16 protein-coding genes are annotated in these 17,559 nt (G+C 61.4%); 7 read left to right on the forward strand and 9 right to left on the reverse strand.

The features are described 5' to 3' along the window. The 3 genes from FXB38_RS19195 to FXB38_RS19205 all read right to left on the reverse strand — a co-directional run bounded on the left by FXB38_RS19195 (position 1) and on the right by FXB38_RS19205 (position 5,339). Complete coding sequence (locus FXB38_RS19195) at positions 1–2,754, reverse strand: decarboxylase (protein WP_148752533.1); 2,754 nt, start codon at positions 2,752–2,754, stop codon at positions 1–3. 216 nt (positions 2,755–2,970) lie between these two features. After that, positions 2,971–4,665 carry a SulP family inorganic anion transporter gene (locus tag FXB38_RS19200; protein ID WP_148752534.1) on the reverse strand — a complete coding sequence of 565 codons (1,695 nt, stop codon included), beginning with the start codon at positions 4,663–4,665 and terminating at the stop codon, positions 2,971–2,973. Further along, the gene (locus FXB38_RS19205) at positions 4,665–5,339 is read right to left on the reverse strand and encodes a YoaK family protein (protein ID WP_148752535.1); all 675 of its coding nucleotides are present in this window, start codon (positions 5,337–5,339) and stop codon (positions 4,665–4,667) included. The genes FXB38_RS19200 and FXB38_RS19205 overlap by 1 nt, the downstream gene beginning before the upstream one ends. A gap of 131 nt (positions 5,340–5,470) precedes the next feature. On the opposite strand from FXB38_RS19205, the gene FXB38_RS19210 reads away from it, so the two are divergent. The 3 genes from FXB38_RS19210 to FXB38_RS19220 are packed head-to-tail and all read left to right on the forward strand — an operon-like array spanning position 5,471 to position 8,700. Then, entirely contained in the window at positions 5,471–7,159 is a 1,689-nt protein-coding gene (locus tag FXB38_RS19210) for an aspartate-alanine antiporter-like transporter (protein ID WP_148752536.1), read from the forward strand. A gap of 29 nt (positions 7,160–7,188) precedes the next feature. Continuing rightward, a complete protein-coding gene (locus FXB38_RS19215) occupies positions 7,189–8,058 on the forward strand; it encodes an alpha/beta hydrolase family protein (RefSeq protein ID WP_148752631.1) in 870 nt (289 codons plus the stop codon). A 30-nt stretch (positions 8,059–8,088) separates the two neighbouring features. After that, positions 8,089–8,700 (forward strand): invasion associated locus B family protein, encoded by a 612-nt coding sequence (locus FXB38_RS19220; protein WP_148752537.1) that lies wholly within the window; start codon positions 8,089–8,091, stop codon positions 8,698–8,700. Between the two features lie 15 nt (positions 8,701–8,715). Here the strand turns inward: FXB38_RS19220 and FXB38_RS19225 are convergent, their stop codons facing one another. Then, on the reverse strand, positions 8,716–9,090 hold the full coding sequence (locus FXB38_RS19225) for a response regulator transcription factor (RefSeq protein ID WP_148752538.1): 375 nt from the start codon (positions 9,088–9,090) through the stop codon (positions 8,716–8,718). A 202-nt stretch (positions 9,091–9,292) separates the two neighbouring features. Next, positions 9,293–9,916, reverse strand: a complete 624-nt coding sequence (locus FXB38_RS19230; protein ID WP_148752539.1) for a response regulator transcription factor — start codon at positions 9,914–9,916, stop codon at positions 9,293–9,295. Between the two features lie 366 nt (positions 9,917–10,282). On the opposite strand from FXB38_RS19230, the gene FXB38_RS19235 reads away from it, so the two are divergent. Beyond that, complete coding sequence (locus FXB38_RS19235) at positions 10,283–10,966, forward strand: helix-turn-helix domain-containing protein (protein WP_148752540.1); 684 nt, start codon at positions 10,283–10,285, stop codon at positions 10,964–10,966. Here the strand turns inward: FXB38_RS19235 and FXB38_RS19240 are convergent. Genes FXB38_RS19240 through FXB38_RS19255 form a run of 4 tightly spaced genes read right to left on the reverse strand, consistent with a single transcriptional unit; the run spans position 10,944 to position 15,167 of the window. Next, a complete protein-coding gene (locus tag FXB38_RS19240; RefSeq protein ID WP_148752541.1) occupies positions 10,944–11,402 on the reverse strand; it encodes a potassium channel family protein in 459 nt (152 codons plus the stop codon). The genes FXB38_RS19235 and FXB38_RS19240 overlap by 23 nt on opposite strands. A 27-nt stretch (positions 11,403–11,429) precedes the next feature. Further along, positions 11,430–11,774 (reverse strand): phasin family protein, encoded by a 345-nt coding sequence (locus tag FXB38_RS19245; RefSeq protein WP_148752542.1) that lies wholly within the window; start codon positions 11,772–11,774, stop codon positions 11,430–11,432. A 12-nt stretch (positions 11,775–11,786) separates the two neighbouring features. Next, positions 11,787–12,650 (reverse strand): alpha/beta fold hydrolase, encoded by an 864-nt coding sequence (locus FXB38_RS19250; protein WP_148752543.1) that lies wholly within the window; start codon positions 12,648–12,650, stop codon positions 11,787–11,789. 9 nt (positions 12,651–12,659) lie between these two features. Further along, a complete protein-coding gene (locus tag FXB38_RS19255; RefSeq protein ID WP_148752544.1) occupies positions 12,660–15,167 on the reverse strand; it encodes an alpha/beta hydrolase in 2,508 nt (835 codons plus the stop codon). A 128-nt stretch (positions 15,168–15,295) separates the two neighbouring features. On the opposite strand from FXB38_RS19255, the gene FXB38_RS19260 reads away from it, so the two are divergent. The 3 genes from FXB38_RS19260 to FXB38_RS19270 all read left to right on the forward strand — a co-directional run bounded on the left by FXB38_RS19260 (position 15,296) and on the right by FXB38_RS19270 (position 17,555). Beyond that, positions 15,296–16,222 (forward strand): alpha/beta fold hydrolase, encoded by a 927-nt coding sequence (locus tag FXB38_RS19260; RefSeq protein WP_148752545.1) that lies wholly within the window; start codon positions 15,296–15,298, stop codon positions 16,220–16,222. Beyond that, positions 16,219–16,827, forward strand: coding sequence for a hypothetical protein (locus tag FXB38_RS19265; protein ID WP_148752546.1), 609 nt, complete (start codon positions 16,219–16,221; stop codon positions 16,825–16,827). Before FXB38_RS19260 ends, FXB38_RS19265 begins: the two co-directional genes overlap by 4 nt. Before the next feature lie 80 nt (positions 16,828–16,907). Next, positions 16,908–17,555 (forward strand): CoA transferase subunit A, encoded by a 648-nt coding sequence (locus tag FXB38_RS19270; RefSeq protein ID WP_148752547.1) that lies wholly within the window; start codon positions 16,908–16,910, stop codon positions 17,553–17,555. The last annotated feature ends 4 nt before the right edge of the window (positions 17,556–17,559 follow it).

Raw genomic sequence — 17,559 nt, forward strand, 5'->3', positions numbered from 1 at the left:
TTATGAAGCGGCTTTCAGCTTCGGCGCTGCACCGGGCTTGGGCCGACCGATCTTCGCCAGGGCTTCGGCACGTACGAGCTTCAGCCCTTCCTTGGCGTCGTAGCCATGGATTTCCTTGACATCGAGCTTGCGCATGAAGTCGATGGTTTCCTGGGTGATGACCTGCCCCGGCACCATGATCGGGAAGCCCGGCGGATACGGGATCACGAAACTGGCGGAGACGAGGTCGGGACCGGCCTTGAGGCGACGGTCGATCTCGGGATCACCGAGCCGGATATATTCGCATCCCGCGGCGTCATAGGCCGAGTAGAAGCCGCTACGGATGTCGCCTTCGTTGGTTTTGGTGCCGGCATCGCCGCGGAAACTCTGGTGGAAATACGAGAAATTCGGCAGGTCCGGCACGTCGGTCATCAGGCTCTTGACGCGCGCTTCGAACGTCGTCTTTGCATTGGCGCCGCCTTGAACAAGTCCGCGGTCGACCTCGCCCGCGATCTCCGCCAACACCCTCACCAGATGCGCGACGTCGCTGCGGGTGTTGTTGATATTGGACTGGAACAACACTGAATTGCGCGACGTCTTGTTGATCTGGATGTTGTAGTCGTTGGCCAGGACGCCCTTGAACTGCGTGCCGTCGTATCCGGCGGTACCGCACACCAGGGTCATGCGGGTCGGATCGAGGCAGAACTCGTCGTCATCAAGGCTCTTCAGGACGCTCGCCCAGTTCATGCCTGCCGCCAGATAGTCGGTGAAGCCGCTCTGGCGGTATTGCGCCGGCACCATCGCGTCCGCGCCGAGAATCCGGAAGTATTTTGCGATCAGCGGATTGTTGTTGACTGCTTGACGGATCGCGAACGCAATTTCGATCGCGTTGGCCACGAGACCATAGCCCTCCAGCTCCATTTGACGCCGCGAGACGTCGAGGCTGGCGATGAGCTGCTGGTTCGGGCTGGTCGACGCGTGCGTGAACACGGCTTCCTTGAACTGCTGCTCGACGGTATGGAAATCGACATCCTTGACCGACAGCATCGAGCCCTGCCGGATCGCCGACATCGACTTGTGGGTTGAGTTCGTCTGGTAGACGCGCAAGCGGATCTGACGCGGATCTGGAATCAGCCGGGTCTTGAGCAGCACCCCGTCCGAGGGGGGCTTGCCGAGCTCGGCCTGCTGCTTCTCATAAGCCGCGACCGATTTCGGATCGTGCATCCAGGCCTCGATCTCGTTGGCGGCGCCCATCGCGGTCCGCCGGCGCAAGAACGGCGAGAAACGCGCAAAGCCGAACCAGGCTTCATCCCAGAGGAAGATCAGATCGGGCTTGATCGCGAGACATTCCTCCATCACGCGGCGGGTGTTGTAGATGTGGCCGTCGAAGGTGCAGTTGGTCAGGTCAAGCATCTTGACGCGGTCAAGCCGGCCATCCGCCTTCGCATTCAGCAGGGCCTGCTTGACTGTCTTCAGCGGTACCGCGCCATACATCGAATATTCCGTCATCGGAAACGCTTCGACGTAGATTGGCTGGGCGCCGGCCAGAACCATGCCATAATGGTGCGACTTGTGGCAGTTGCGGTCGACGATCGCGATGTCGCCCGGCCCGAGCAGAGCCTGCACCGCCATCTTGTTCGAGGTCGAGGTGCCGTTGGTCACGAAGAACACGCGATCCGCGCCGAGCGCGCGCGCCGCCTTGTCCTGCGCCTTCTTGATAGTGCCGGTCGGCTCCAGCAGGCTGTCGAGGCCGCCGGTCGTCGCGCTGCTTTCGGCCAGAAACAGGTTCAAGCCGTAGAATTCGCCCATGTCGCGGATCCAGTCCGACTTGAAGACAGATTTGCCGCGCGCGATCGGCAGGGCATGAAAAGTTCCAATCGGGCGTTGCGCGTATTTCTTGAGGTTGTCGAAGAATGGTGTGTCGAAGCGATCCTGGATACCTTCGAGGATAGAAAGATGCAGCTCGAGGAGCTCTTCGATGGAGTAGAATATCCGGCGAACCACATTGGCCTCGGGGTTTCCCGCCATTTTCTCGACGTCGCGATTCGACATCAGATAGAGATCAAGCTCAGGACGTACGCGCTTGATGATGTGCGCGAGCCGGAGTGCAGACGCGTCCGACTCGTCATTGATGCCAGCGGTTGCGGTCATGGTGCGGAGTATCGGCGCGTCGTGACGCGAGCGCAGGAAAAACCCTTCGTTGATGACGACGGCCGCGATGTTGGGGTTGAGCATCGTCGCGCAAAAGGCGTCTTCGAGGCTACCGACGATCACCGGCTCATAAACGAAGGAATCCACCGGACGTCGCAGCTTGCGCCATTCGGCAGCGAGCGCCGGCCAATGGTTGGAGGAGACGCCGGTGACGATCAGGGTTTCGAAATAGGGTCGATGGCCCTGATGCGATCCGAAAGTCGAGGGTACTAGCTCGGGGGCATCACCATTGCCGTCATCCTCGGCATTCCAATCGCCGGCATGCTGGCGAAAGGATCTCGTCATCAGGGCCTGCGTGATGCGTGTCGCAAGACCAAGTGAACCCGCCGCATCTCCGGCCGAGGCCGCTTCCCGCAAAGCCGCCATCAGTTGCAGCCCGGGATAGCCGTGAAACTCCTCTATGACGGAGAGATCGGTCAGCGCCGCATCAAACTTCGCGCGGTCGCCGCCGCGCGCCCATACCTTGGCTGCTTCGACCAGATCGCGCCAGTCGTCCGCCCGTCCGCCGGGCCCGGAAATGAACTGGTCGATGCGCTTTTCTGCAGGCTTCGGGTCCTTGGACATGTCTCTCTCCGGATCTTTGCGGGTCGCAGCCCGATCGTGATGCCCGCTCACCTCGGTCTATTGATCCAAGTCAACGGACGCGCATCTTGAAGAGACCTGAAATACTTCGCGATGCAATATCGTCCGAGGCGGGGCCGCGCATCTGCTTGCGGATGATGGTTGGGGTCGGATCAGAGCCGACCGGCTCACAAGTCGTCTAGATCATCCGGCTTGGGATCAGACGACCGCCCCGGCTTTGCTTTCGCCGAGCACGCTGTCGACCGACCGAAGCCAAGCCGCGCTGTCGGTCTTTTCCGCGAGGCCTTCAGCCTGCAGCAGATCGCGCAGCTGTGCATGGGCGCCGACGATGCAGAAGGCGATACGCCGGGAGGCAAGCTCGTCATAGAGATCGTGCAACATACGCGCGCCCGCCAGATCGATATAGGGCGACGCCGAGAGATCGCAGACTATCAGCCTGATATCGACTGACCTCAGCAAGGTGTCCAACACTGCTTCCAGGATCGTTTCAGCATTGATGTAGAGTAGCGAGGCTTCGGGCCGGAACGCGATGACGCCGACCAGCGGCTCGACACCCTCATGCCTCGCATTGTCGGAGTAACGGCCGGTACCTGGGAGCCGGCCGAGGAAAGCGACATTTGGACGTGAGGCCCGCGCCAGGAGCAGGACAATCGACGCAATGGCCGCCAGCAGGACGCCTTGCAATATCCCCAGGAGCAACACGGACAGGAGCGCAATCGCCGCGGCATAAAAGTCAATGCGGCTGACTTGCCACATCCGCAACAGCGCACGGATGTCCACCAGCCTGTAGACTGCGGCAAAGACGATAGCCGCAAGCACTGCCTTGGGCAGGTTCGTCAACAGCCCTGTGAAGAACAGCAAGCACAGCGCCAGCGTCACCGAGCAGATTACCAGCGCCAGCGGCGTGCGCGCGCCCGCATTGTCGTTGACGGCGGATTGCGACAGGCCACCGGCGACGGGGTAGCCGTTGCCGAAGGCGGTGACGACGTTCGCCGCCGCCAGCCCCAAGAACTCCTGCCGGACATCAAGGACGTAGCCGTGCTTGGCGGCGAAGCTGCGGGCGGCCGAGACACCTTCTATGTAGGCCAGCAGCACGCATCCCGCGGCCAATGGGAACAGCTCGTCGGGCTCCACTAGGCCAAAGCTGGGTACGCCGATCGCCGGCAATCCCTCGGGAATCTTGCCGGTGACTGGCACGCCAAGCGAGGGAAAACCAAGCAGTGTCGCCAGGACGATCGACAGCGTCATGATCGTGAGTCCGACCGGCTTTCCCGGCAGCCGCCGCTCGCCCAGCAGCAGCAACAAGAGCGCGACGGCTCCGATCGCCAGCACCAGCCAATTGATGTCTCCGAGCTGGCCCGCGAACTTGATGGCGCGATCGAAGACATTGTGACCGCCCCCGGCGACGCCGAACAGGCTCGGCAGCTGGCTCATCATGATGGTGAGTCCGGCGCCGGCCTTGAAGCCAACCAGAATACTGTCGCTGACCAGGCGGACGAGAACGCTGAGCTTGAACAACCAGGCGATCAGACAAAGCAGCGCCACCGTGCATGCGGCCAGGCTGGCGATCTCAGCGTATTTCGCCGGGTCTCCGCCGGCCAGCGCCCCGACCGTGGCCGCAATCATCAGCGAGATCGCGGAGGTCGGACCGACTGCAAGCTGGCGCGACGACCCGAGCAGCGCATAGCCGATCCCGCCGAGCATGTAACCATAGATGCCGATCTGGGGCGGCAGGCCCGCCAGCGCTGCGTAGGCCAGTGACACGGGGATGGCGTAAGCCGCGAGGGTGATGCCAGCGATGGCGTCCGAACGCAGCCAAGCACTGCGATACTGCGCAAGCCAGATCGCGGGCGGAAAGAGGAGGATCCAGCGCGATTTACGCTCAGAGGACATCAGAGCCCGCCCTCGTCACTTGAGACTTCGCAGAGCAACAGCACGACCAGCAGTGCGATCATGGGCAGACCGAGCGCCAGGTTCGGGATTTGCTTGGTCGCGAAGGCGCCCACAGCCGCCCCAAGACCGAACGTGACGCACAAGGTGGCGAAAATGCCGGGCGGTCGGAGCGACCCATTACCGGAGGCCGCAGCGAACAGGCCTTCAATCGCCTGCCGCATGTTGCCCGTGATCATGACGGAGCTGTAGACGACGCCCTCAACCCTCGTGAAGACGGCGCTCTGTACGGCGGCGACGAAGGAAATGCCAAGTGTTCCCGCGAGATCCGGCAGGCGGTTGTGCAGGACGGCGATAGCGACCAACAGCAGGATTTCGAGCAGAGTGCTGATCGCGCTGGCGCGCTCTCCGGTTGCGCGGCGCAGCCACGCCGCGACGACGATGCCAAACGCGAACGCAAGGATCGGTGGGACAAAGTGGAGCGCTTTCGTCCAGTTGCCGATCGAACCATAGACCCACGACAGGACAAGATTGGCAGTCTGCGCGTTAGCCATGACGCCATGGACGATCCAGGTGTAGGCGTCGAGATAGCCGCCGGCGAAGGCCAGCAACAGCGCGATTGGCACCGTTTCGTCGCGGCGTATCGACGAAGCAGCGGCGGAATCCATCGTACTCATGTCCGAACGTCAGGTTTTGAAATCCTGCGGCTCCACAGGGAGCGGCTTGCCGCCGACTAGGATTGATCTGGATCAAGTATCGGAGAGTTTCAGCAACCAGATTTGGCGCAAATTGCTCGAGGGCACGCGCAATGAGCACAGTCAAATGGGTCATCTCCGCCGCACCGGAAATCTTCCTGCTGCTGTCGGTTGCGCTCGGCACCATTCTTGGCCGCGTTCGGATCTTCGGCTTTTCGATCGGCACCACCGCGTGCACGCTCATCGTAGCCGTCCTGATCGGGCAGCTCGGCACCTTCACGTTTCCGTCCCTGCTGAGAGTCATTCTCTTCAGCCTGTTCGTGTTCACGATCGGTTACCGGTCGGGGCCAGAGTTCTTTGCCTCGCTGAGTATCCGGACCTTAGCGCAGGTTGCGCTCGCGCTCGTGCTTGGCGGCACCGGCCTCGTCATCGTTCTCGTATTTGCCAATGTGTTTGCGCTCGGTCCCGGCACCGCTTCGGGTCTCGCTGCGGGAGCCCTGACGCAGTCATCGGTCATCGGCACGGCGTCCGGAGCACTCGCCCAGCTCGGGCTCGCCAAGGACGTACTGGAGCAGCAGGAGGCGAACATCGCCGCCGGCTATGCGGTGACTTACGTCCTTGGTTACATCCTCACGCTTCTGTTCGTGCCATTTGTCGCGCCGAAATTGATGCAGATCGATTTAAAGACGGAGGCCGCGAAGCTTGAAGCGGAGCTGTCCGGAGGAAATCCGCCACAGACGGAAAATCTGCACTATCGAAAATTCCAGGCCCGCGCCTACCGGGTGTCAGCCGCGGCGGGACGGACCGTCGGCGCCGTGGAAGACGAGATCGGCAGCCGCAGCGTGATCGAGCGGATTGTGCGGCAGGGAGCTGACGTCGAGCCGCATCGCGAGACCGTTCTTGAAGCGAACGACGACATCGTCATCGCAGGTCGCACCGCCGCCATTGTCGCTGCAAAACCGATTGTTGGCACCGAGATCGACGCCGATGAGATCCTGAAGGCGCTTCCCGGCAACGTGGTCGACGTCCTCGTCGACAATCGCAAGCTCCATGGCCGCTCTGTCAAGGACGTGGCTGAACGCGTCGGCGACGCTGCGCGAGGCGTGTTTCTGCGCACCCTAACGCGGATGGGACGCGAGGTCCCCTTGAGCTCGGATACCCGCGTCTATGTCGGCGACGTCATGACGCTGGTCGGCAGCACCCGCAACATCGAGCGCGCCGCGGCGCGCGTCGGACAGATCCTTCGCTCCGAAGATCGCACCGACGTTGCATTCCTTACCGCCGGCATCGCCGTGGGTCTGCTCGCCGGTCTTGCGAGCATCAAGATCGGATCGGTGCCCCTGACGTTGGGAGGTGGCGGCGGCGCCCTGATTGCAGGACTTTTCTGCGGCTGGCTGCGCTCGCGGCGGCCGACGATGGGCGCAATGCCGCCCGCAGCGCAGCAAACACTGAGCGACCTCGGGCTCGGCGGTTTCATCGCGGCGATCGGGCTCGGCAACGGCCATGCGGCCTGGGTCGCGATCCAGTCGCACGGCATGCTGCTCGTCGGCATGGGCCTGGTCGTCACGCTGGTGCCGCTGGTCGTGACCACCCTGTTTGCTCATCGCGTGCTGCGCATGAATCCTGTCATCATCTGCGGTGCGCTGGCCGGCGCCATGACGGTCGACGCTGCCGTGACCGGCGCATGTGAGGTTGCAGAGAGTCAGACGCCGGTGCTCGGCGTTGCCGTGCCTTACGCGGTTGGCAACGTCGTCTTGACCGTACTCGGCCCGATCATCGTGGCCAGCACTTTCGCCAATTGAAGGAGGCGCACGTGAACTCCCGGAAGCCTTTGGGCCTAAAAGGGATATGGACAGCTTTGAGCATCTTGGCCTCCCTTCTTGCTCCTGCACGCGCCGAAGAGAACGCCCGTATCCAGGAGGAGGTCTGGGCCCTGCCGCTACCGCTGCCGATGTTCGCATATGTGGTTCGGCCCGTCGGAAACGGCCCCTTCCCGTTGGCGATCATGAACCACGGCGTCTCCCTCAAACCGGTTGATCGCAGCTTCTTCCCGCTAGTGGAATTCCGCGACGCCGCGAAGTGGTTCGCAAAACGCGGCTATTTCGTCGTGGCACCGGTCGGCACCGGCTACGGCGCGGCCGCCATCGATATCCCCGAACGGGGACTCTACGGTCCCTTCTTCTCCAAGGTCGGAAACTGCACTAATCCCAACTTTCACGACGCCGGACGTGCGGTCGCACAGGTCGATCTCTGGATCATCGACTACATGGTGGCCGAGAAGCGCGTTCTGCCGAAGGATGTCATCGTCATCGGACAGTCCGCAGGCGGCTGGGCTTCCATTGCGCTTTCGAGCGCAAACCCGCCGCAGGTGAAGGCGATCATTACCTTCGCAGCAGGACGCGGCGGCCGAGTCGACGGCAAGCCCGACAAGAATTGCGCCCCGGACAAGCTGGTTGAAGCGACTGCCGATTTCGGCCGGACCTCGCGGGTGCCAATGCTGTGGCTCTATATCGAAAACGACACGTTCTTCGGCCCGGCTCTATCCAAGCGCATGCACGACGCCTTCACCGCTGCCGGCGGGAGGGCCGAATATCATCTGATGCCGCCTTTTGGCAACGAAGGGCACTTCTTCATCGGATCGCCCGACACGATCGCGACGTGGTCACCACTCGTCGAACGATTCCTCGACGCGCAGAAATAGCCGCAGAGGCCGATGCCTGGAGACACAACCATGATCGACGCAGATTCAACACCTTGGCCCAGACATACGCGCGCCTGCCTGTCGATTTTATTCGCAGCCGCCATTGCCGGACCAGCTTCGGTTCGGAACGTCGCTGCGCAAGATCAGGCGCGCGACGCAAAGCCCGCCAAAATCGCGCCCCGCGGGCAGCGCGAAGCCAAGGACATCACCTTCGGGGACTGGCAGAAGCTCTGCTTCAAGCCGGGAGGTGCGCCTGCGCTGTGCCGGACGTCGATCACGGGCAAGTTTCCGACCGGCCAAAGTGCCGTGCGCTTGGACCTGATCGAGCGTGACGGCGACCGCACCGCGCGGCTGCAATTGTTCGTTCCGGTCGGTATGTATCTGCAACAGCCAGCCAAACTGACGGTCGATCGGGGGCATTCCCGATTGTTGCCCTATACCTGGTGCCTGACCAATGCCTGCATCGCCGCCGACGCTACGGATTCCAAGTTCATCAAGGACATGGAAGCCGGCAAGGTCCTGGTGCTCGAGGTCACCGATTCCAACCTTCTGTCTCTGACGACATCGTTGCCGCTGGCGCAGTTCGCTTCGGTTCACAACGGCGCGCCCGCACAGACCCTGGAGCAGGACATCGAGGAGTGAGCACGCGAGACAGGATCAGACGTCCTTGGCGCAAACGCGTTCAATGGAGTCGATGAGAGCACTTGCTGCGAAGGGCTTGGCCAAGTAGGCGGCACACCCGGACTGCATCGCGGCCGCCTGGTTGGCATGGCAGTCGTTGCCGGTAATGTAGATGACGGGGACAGTAGTGCCCTCGCTTGCCAGCCTGCGGCGGAGGGAGATGCCCGACTCTCCGTCCAGATTGATATCCAGAACGATGCAGCACGCCTCTTCGAAGCAGCCATAACGAAGCAACGCACCGGCTGACTCGAAAGCAACAGCATCAAAGCCGTGCTTCCGAAGCAAACGTTCCATGCTTCGACGCATTGATGAATCATCGTCCACGACGTAAATCGACTTACGTGCAAACAATGGGACCTGGCTTTCTCATTGGAAACTTGGCACTCGCGTCGCAACGACGCTGCACGGCAAAGGTTCCTGCGCCAATCCGACGGCTAACGACACCGGCATGTAGGCAGTCCCGGCCGAATTATGTCAACAATATTTCATATTGTCCTATCGTACAGGTCCTCATCGCGCCCCTGACGATAGCGTACGAAAACCGGCCCTCGATTCACGTCTCTCCCGACTCCAGAAGGCCGAGTCGCTCGGCAGCGGAAACCAGTTCGGCAAACGACGGCACCTGCATTTTTGTCATTACCTGATGGCGGTGCGCCTTCACCGTGCGCTCGGTCGTTCCAAGCTCATAGGCGATCTGCTTGTTGATCTTACCGCGCACGACTAGATCGAAGACTTGCCGTTCGCGCCGTGTCAAAGACGCCAAGTGGGAACGAAGGAAATTCAGTTTGCTCGCTTGGCCGCTCACCACCTCGTGTCGCGCCAATGCACGTTCAATCACTTCCATCAGCTGTTGCGATGATACGGGCTTGGTGAGAACATCTTCCGCGCCGGCTTTGATCGCTCTGACGGTCATAGCGGTGTCGGCATGTCCAGTGACGAAGACGATCGGCAAGCTCGACTGGCATTGGGCGAGGTGGGCTTGCAACTCGGGGCCGCTCAGACCTGGAATCTGCACGTCGAGCAGAACACATCCCGGATGATCAAACCCCGGCAGATCCTCGAGGAGCTGCCCCGCCGAGGCGTAGGTGACAACGTCGTATCCGGCCAGCTTGAGCCGACGCTCAACGGCCATCCGGAAGGATGCGTCGTCGTCCACGACATAAACGAAGCCCGGCAATGTTTTCCCCCGACCCGCTCTTGCAAGCAGAAAGACCTAGTGCTCGCGCAAGCCTTAGAAGAAGCAAACTCAGCGGGCGCGTTAAAACCACGCCGTCATCATCCAAACAAAGCAGCCCGTTTGACCGGGCGCTACTCAACGAAATCTTGGTCTTTAGCCCTATTCCACACAATCCGACAGAACATCTGACACGCTTGTTGCTTAGCGCATCATACGCTTCCCTGTACGTTGGTACAATGCACCTCGGGACAATGGCCGGAAGCGCCAATTTTGGCCTAAACAACCCCTGCGGGAACGGTGACTTCTCGGCGGCTCCTTATTCCCGGCGATGGAAATAGAGCATCCCCATCAGTTCGGGAGTAGGCCATGTTCGTTCGCAGCGCTGCCGATGCCTCCTCGCCGCTTCATTCGCTCCGCGAGCTAGGGTTAAACACCGACTCAAATCCGATCATCAGTTTAAACGAATTTACCTACAAAAAGGGCTCCGAAGTCTACGGGGAAAAGGAGCCCGCAGAGTACGTCTATCAGGTGAAGAGAGGCGCCGTGCGGAGCTACAAGCTACTGTCGGACGGGCGCCGCCAGATCGGCGCGTTTCATTTGGCCGGCGATATTTTCGGGCTGGAGAACGGCAGCTCGCACAGATTCACGACTGAAGCGATCGTCGACACCACGGTTCGCCTGGTGAGGCGACAAAGTCTGGAGCTGGTTGCGCAGGACGACGCCATGGTGGCCCGCAACCTGCTGAGCATGACCACCAGCAATCTTCAGCATGCGGAAGACCACATGCTGCTGCTCGGCCGCAAGACGTCGCTGGAGCGGGTTGCAGCCTTCCTGATGGAGATGGACCAGCGGCTAACGGCCGCAGGCATCATGGCGCTACCAATGTCGCGGCGCGACATCGCCGATTATCTCGGATTGACGCTTGAAACGGTATCCCGCGCGCTGTCGCGGTTGCATGAACTCGGTATCCTCGGCTTCATCGGAAACAATCAGCGCCAGATAGTGCTGCTGGACAGGCCGCAGCTCGCTAGCCTCGATCTCCAGAACTAGACCCGGGCGCCGCAATCGCGGCGAGATGTTCGATTGTCTTGCGCAGCACCTCGAACAGGACGGCGGTCGACCAGCCAAACATCAGGATGCCGTTCATCGCGGTCATCGGTCCCGTCAGCCGCCACCGCTCCACGGGAGTGATATCGCCATAGCCGAGTGTGGTGTAGTTCACGAAGGTGAAATATAGCAGATCGCTTCTCGGAGGTGCCGCGCCGACCACGGCGTAGGCCAACGCCCAGACGAGAACCTCGACAGTGTGCGCCACCATCAAAATGACAGCAGTCGTGACCATCACGGCCATCAGATGCGAACGGGGCCGCGCCGTGTGCTTCAATCCGGCAGTACGAGCGATGTCGATGGCCGCAACGGTCACAAGCGCGTGAATCATGATGTTGATCACGCTGATAAACGTGCCGAGCAGGAATTGAACCGCCATCGCGTGCCTCGGTGGTGGCGGAACAGCTCAATTCTTGGGCGTAAAGGCCCCTGTCGCCGCCTTCATCGCGGATTCGCCCATGCTCCTGGTCTGAGCGGTGAGCAACCGCATCTGCGCTTGGAAGAAATCGGACTGTATCTCGAGCGCGTCCTGCATGTCATTGGCCTGCTTGTCGCCGAGCTCAAACGTTGCAGTGACGTTGCGCTCCATGAAGCCGCAGAACTCCTTGGCGTGGTTCGCAATTGGGAGCGGTGAGGCGCTTAGGCCCTTCTCCAGCTGCTCGAAATATTCCGCATTGGCCTTGCGCGGCCGGCCAAGCGTCTCGACCAGCATCATGCGGATGCCTTCGGCAGATGGATTAACATCGGCCATGGTGTCCTCCTTTTACGTCACAAGTCCTCCGAACCACGCGCCAAAATAACCGGCATAGAGCGCGGGCATTTCGAGGTTCATCGAATGGCCAATACCGGGCACCACGACGAGGCGACAATCGGGCATTGCCTCGGCCATCGCGCGAAGATCAGCAGAGGATATCCAGCCGTCCCGCTCGCCCCAGAGCACCAGATGCGAATGCCCGATGTCCGCCATCCGGCGCTCCAGCTCTCGGCTCTCCCGCTCACGGGTGAGATTGACTGGCGTTCCGATCCAGATCCCTTCAGAGACCCCGAAAGTCTGCTCGATTATCCGATCGAACAGTGCCTGGATTTCGTTTACGCCTTCGCGGAAGCGCGGAATGGCATTCGGCGCCATACTTTCCGGCACGAAGAGCGAGGAGGCCGCAGTCGCCATCACTGCTCGGGTCAACGTCTTGCTCGCCATCATCGCCCGGAAGAGCGCGATCTGATCGACGTTGAAGGCCATACCAAGCGGCGTGACCGGATCAAGCGCGAACACTCGCCCAAATCGCCGCGGCTGTATCAGCAGCATGCGGGCGGCGATGATGCCGCCCGTCGAGTGCGTCGCGAGATGGCAGTGTCCGACATTCAGCGCATCCAGCGCCGCCAGCATATCCTCCGCATGCTGCTGCATCGTATAGTTAGTGTAGTTGACCGTTGGCTTCGGCCGGTCGCTGTCACCGCAGCCTCGCCAATCGATTCCGATCACGCGCAGGCCGCTCGGAAACAACGGGGCGGCGAGCTCGATCCAGTCCTTGCTGGCGAGATTGCCGTGGATGAAGACCACCGTGACGTCGCCTTCACCCCACTCTCGCCAGCCCAGCTGGATTTCGCCCGCCTGCACTCGCGGCATAAAACCGTCCTACTTGTTGAGACCAGCCGTGGGCGCAGCACCCGCCGGCGTCGGTGCCACCGGCAAGGCCGAAACAACCGAGCCCTTAATCATGCGGTCGGTTCCGAGCGGCGACGAGGTGTCGACGCTTCCCCTAGTCACGAAGTCTACGACGTCGACCGGGTACTCGACCGGGTTGTCCGTGTGGATGAAGTGCCCGGTCTCCGGGTAGATCTTGAGGATGGGCCGGTTGCCCGCATTGGTCATGCGCGTCATGAACGGCGTGATGGCGTCATGTCCGAGATCTGTCAGGCCGTTGAACGCGGGGGTTGGGATGAATGGTTCCTTGTCACCGAAGGCAAGAAAGATCGGCGCCTTGATTTGGGTAAGCCGCTCGTAGAGGTTCTTTGGATCATCCTGCTGGAGCTCCGCGCCGATCGTGTAGATGTCGTAAATGAAGATGTTACACCACTGCTCGAGCTCCTTCGGATTGCCCTTGGTCAGCCCGACGCGCTGCTCGGTGTGGAGGCGGGCATATTCGCTGTCGCTAAAGAAATAGCCGCTCTTCGCCGCGGACACCGCGCCGGTTTCCGGATCGCGCTTTTTGAAGTAGAAGAAGTCACGGATGTTCTGCTCGTCACGCGCCTTCTCCGCAGCGAGGATTCCGGTCTGGTCCCAGGTCTGCCGCCATTTGTCGAAATCCCGGCCGAAGGCCGGATCGAACAGCGGTGCCTTCTTGCCTTTGGCGATGGTGATCTCACGCGGATATTCCTCGAGACCCGACGGCGCCTCCAGCGCGAGGCCCTGCACTGCATCCGGCCAGGTCAGGGCATAGCCCATCACGAACTGGCCGCCGAGCGAATGGCCGAGGTAGTACGCCTTCTGGACGCCTAGCTGGTTGACCACGAGATCGTAGATGACTTCGCGCATGTCCTGCATGGTGCGCGCCGGGCTCTTGTCGAGATTGCCGGGGCCGGACATGCCGTAATGCGGCAGGTCGGGCACGATGACGCGCAGGCCACTGCGCAGCGCATACTGCATGATGTTGCCGTAGTGCCCGCCGAAGGCGCCCTTGCCATGGATGATAACGAGCACCTTCGGATCCTTGTCGGTACCGGCATATTCATCCATGTAGCCGATCTGCCAGGTCGTGCCGCTCTTGTCTTTGGCGTCGGCATATTTCACCGGATAGGGATAGGTTACAAACTCCTTCCAGAACGACTTCTTCGGGTCGATCTTTTCGGCGACGCCGGGCACGCGATAGTTCTTGTCGACGAACTTTTGGGCGCGGTCCAGACTCGCCACGTCGTCCATGAAAGCGACGAACTTCGGGTCGTTCTTCCGGTGATTGATGATCGAGAACACACCATAGTGTGCGACCGGGCTCTCCTCGGCGATCAGTTGCGCGCCCGGCACTTTATCGACCGAGCGCTCAGCCAGCTTAAAGTTGAGCCAGAGATCGTTCGTGATATGCATCACCAGCGTGCGTGCCTGGATCCGGCCGAGATAGGGATTGACGTTGTGCGTCTCGCCGACGCGGTTACGCCAGACGAGATCGACGGCGTCATACAGCTTGGCGCGGTTGGTTACGCTGGTGCCCGCCCTCTCGTTAGGCGGATCCCAGTAGAACACCTCCGGCTGCACCGCGGTGAAGCTTTGTGTAGTCCTGTAGGCGAAGTCGTATCCGGTCAGGCCCAGCACGGACCAGCCGAACGCGATGCCGGGGACAGGATGCTTCTCCTTAGGAAGCTTGTAGTAGTCCCCATTCGTCTGTTGCCAAACCGGATCGGCCTGAATCGCGGCCGTCATCAATTGGAAGGTCCAGTTGCCGACGGGATCCTCGGCATCGGACTGTGTAGTGCCGCCAATCGGCATCAGTGCGTTAATATATTCCGGATGCATAACGCCCCAGACGTAGGTCTGTGTGCCACCCATTGACACGCCCGCCACGAGAGCAACACGCCCAACCTTCAGCCCGTCCCGGAGCAGCCGATAATTGGCCTGCACCATGTCGTAGTAGCTGTACTGCGGAAATTTGACGCCGAGTCCGTCCGACGGCTTGCTGGCGCCCCATGTCCCGAGCGGATCGACCATGATCACGTAGTAACGATCGGTATCGATCGGCCGGCCTGGCCCGATGATCGGCACGGTGCCCGACAAGGCTGCGCCCTTGACCCACTGTTCATACATGTCGGTGGCGTCGCCGGAATAGTAGGAATTGATCACCACCGCGTTGGTGATCTCGCCGGCCGCGTTGCGTCGTGCGTTGCCGACGGCGATGTAGGCCGTATGCAGCTTGCCGGCACCCAGCGATTCAAGCGTCACGCCGCCCTCACCGCCGTTCTCCCATTTGGAGGGGTCGGCGAGATCGTACTTGCCGCCGAGACGGAAGTTCGCGATCTCGTAGGTTTTCTTCAGCCCATCGTGCTGCATCTGAGAGGAACGGCGGGTTAATGGCTGGGCAACCACAAGCGCGGTCCCGACCAGCAACAAGATGAAGCCGATGAAACAACGCTTCAGCGCATCTCTCCCGGTCATGGCCGAGTCCTCCTGGCGAGTTTTGGCGAAAGCTAGGCAGGAGCGCCAACCGAGGTTTGATCTAGCTCAATGGAATCGTCCTCACGAAGTTGAGGATCAAGTTCATCAGATGTTGGCCGGTCCGCGCAATGCCATTCCTCCATCATGGCTCATATCGAATACGCTATGAGCTCGACGGGCCGGCTGACGCCCCCGCCTATGTGCTGGTCAACGGGTTGACGCAATATTCGGAGCTCTGGGCAGGTTATCGCGACGCGCTGCTGGCGCGGAGTTTCCGCGTGGCCACCTTCGATCTCCTCGGCCAGGGCGCTTCCAGCAAGCCCGCGCTGTTCATCAACCAGGACGATCAGGTCCTGGCGCTGCATCGCCTGATCGGCGAGCTCGGAGATGGTCCGATCTTCCTTAGCGGCATCAGCTTCGGCGGCATGATCGCGCTGCGCTACGCCATCGAGCACGGCGAGCGCCTTTCCGGCCTAGTGCCGATGAGCTGTTTCGCGGAGTTGACGCCGCAGCTTCTGCTCATAGGCAATGCCTTGCGCACCGGCTTGATCCTGGGGGGCACCGGCTACCTGCAGGACCTGCTGCTGCCGATGAACCTGTCCGACCAATGGCTGCAGCCGCTGCTTGGCCAGTTCGAGAGCGTCAAGCGACAGGGCTGGCTTGTCAATGATCTCTATGCGCTGCAGAACCTTATGGATTCGTTCCTCGACTTCCAGCCGCTGACGCCGCGGCTCTCGTCGATCGCCGTCCCGACCATGATCCTGAATGGCGAGTTAGATTTCCTGACTCCGCGCTCCCTGCACGAGACCTTGCGGCTCGAAATTCCCGACAGCGCGCTCGTCATTATCCCACGCGCTTATCACGCCTTTACGCTGGAAAAGGGCGCACTGGCAGCCGACCTGCTCGCGCGCTTCGCGGAGGACGTGCTGGCAGGGAGCTGGCGCGGCAACAAGGCCATCTGGATCGCGCCGGAAGAACCCGGCGGCGAGCTCACGGCGTTTCCTGCCGACTACGACCATCTTCGGGCCATTCCCGTGCGACGGACAGTGACATGACCGGATTTCTCGGACCGCTGGATGCCCAAGGTCGCGTCCTGCCGCAGCAGCAGACGCGCGTATCCGCGTTCCTCATCTCGATCCACGGCGCGCTGGCGCGACAGTTCGCCTTCACCCTGCCCCTCAAGCTCGAAACCGCCTGGCAGACCGAAACGAACGCGCAGTTCTACCGTGAAGCCGAAATCGTCTCGCTTCTGGTGCGCGCAACGGCATGGGTTCCGGATTTCGCCTTGGGCTACATGGCGATGATCTGGGAGACCGCCTGGATTCCGACGCCGATCGAAGGCATTGACGATCGCTCTCTTGCGCAGGCGGTCCATCTCGCCACGCTCGCTCATGCCGTTCACGCCGGGATACGCCCAGCGGCTCTGCTGCCGGTAGAGGCAAGTGCGGCCGATCCCTTCGCGACGGCGCTGCGCCGCATTGAATTCGAAAGCAGCCGGCTGCTGCAGGCGCAAATCCTTTTTCTGAGGGGGCCGGATCTGGTGCCCTTCCGCGATGCCGTCAGCGGCGCTCTCGAACGGCGCCACCGCGACGTTCGCCAGCTCTGGCACGACACACTCGCCAGCGCGGGGATCGCATTCGCGAATAATGCGGAGCCTTGACGCAGATCAAGGGACCGTGGGTACCGCCCGCCGACATTGATCCGCGGTCTCTTCCGCGCACGACGACTGGAGCTCCCGTCATGAAGGCCGTTTCGGTCGAAGAAGCCATTGCGATGATTCCCTCAGGCGCAAGCGTCATGGTCGGCGGATTCATGGGCGTCGGGACACCGGAACGCTTGCTCGACGAACTGGTGCGGCAGAAGAAGACAGGCCTGTCGTTGATTTGCAATGACGCAGCAGTCCCCGGCAAAGGCGTCGGCAAGCTATTCGACGCCGCGCAAGTGTCTCGGTTAACCGCCACCCATATCGGCCTCAATCCGAAGGCGCAGCAGCAAATGCTTACCAACGCGATCGCGGTTGATCTCATTCCTCAGGGAACATTTGTCGAGCGCATTCGCGCCGGCGGGTGCGGTCTTGGCGGCATCCTGACGCCGACCGGCGTCGGTACGCTGGTTGCGGAAGGCAAGCGTGAGATCGAAGTCAACGGCAAGCCGTTCCTGCTGGAGACCGCCCTGCGCGCACAGTTCGCGCTGGTGCACGCCTTCCTGGCCGACTACCTCGGCAATCTCGCCTACGCATTGACCTCGCGGAACTTCAATCCCGTCATGGCAATGGCCGCCGATACCGTGATCGTCACAGCGGAGAACATCGTGCCTGTCGGAGTGATCGCACCGGATCACGTGGTAACGCCGGCACCGCTCGTCGACTACCTCATTACGAACGGGTGATGTC

Origin of the sequence: Bradyrhizobium cytisi (genome assembly GCF_008123515.1) — a bacterium.
Lineage (GTDB): Bacteria > Pseudomonadota > Alphaproteobacteria > Rhizobiales > Xanthobacteraceae > Bradyrhizobium > Bradyrhizobium cytisi.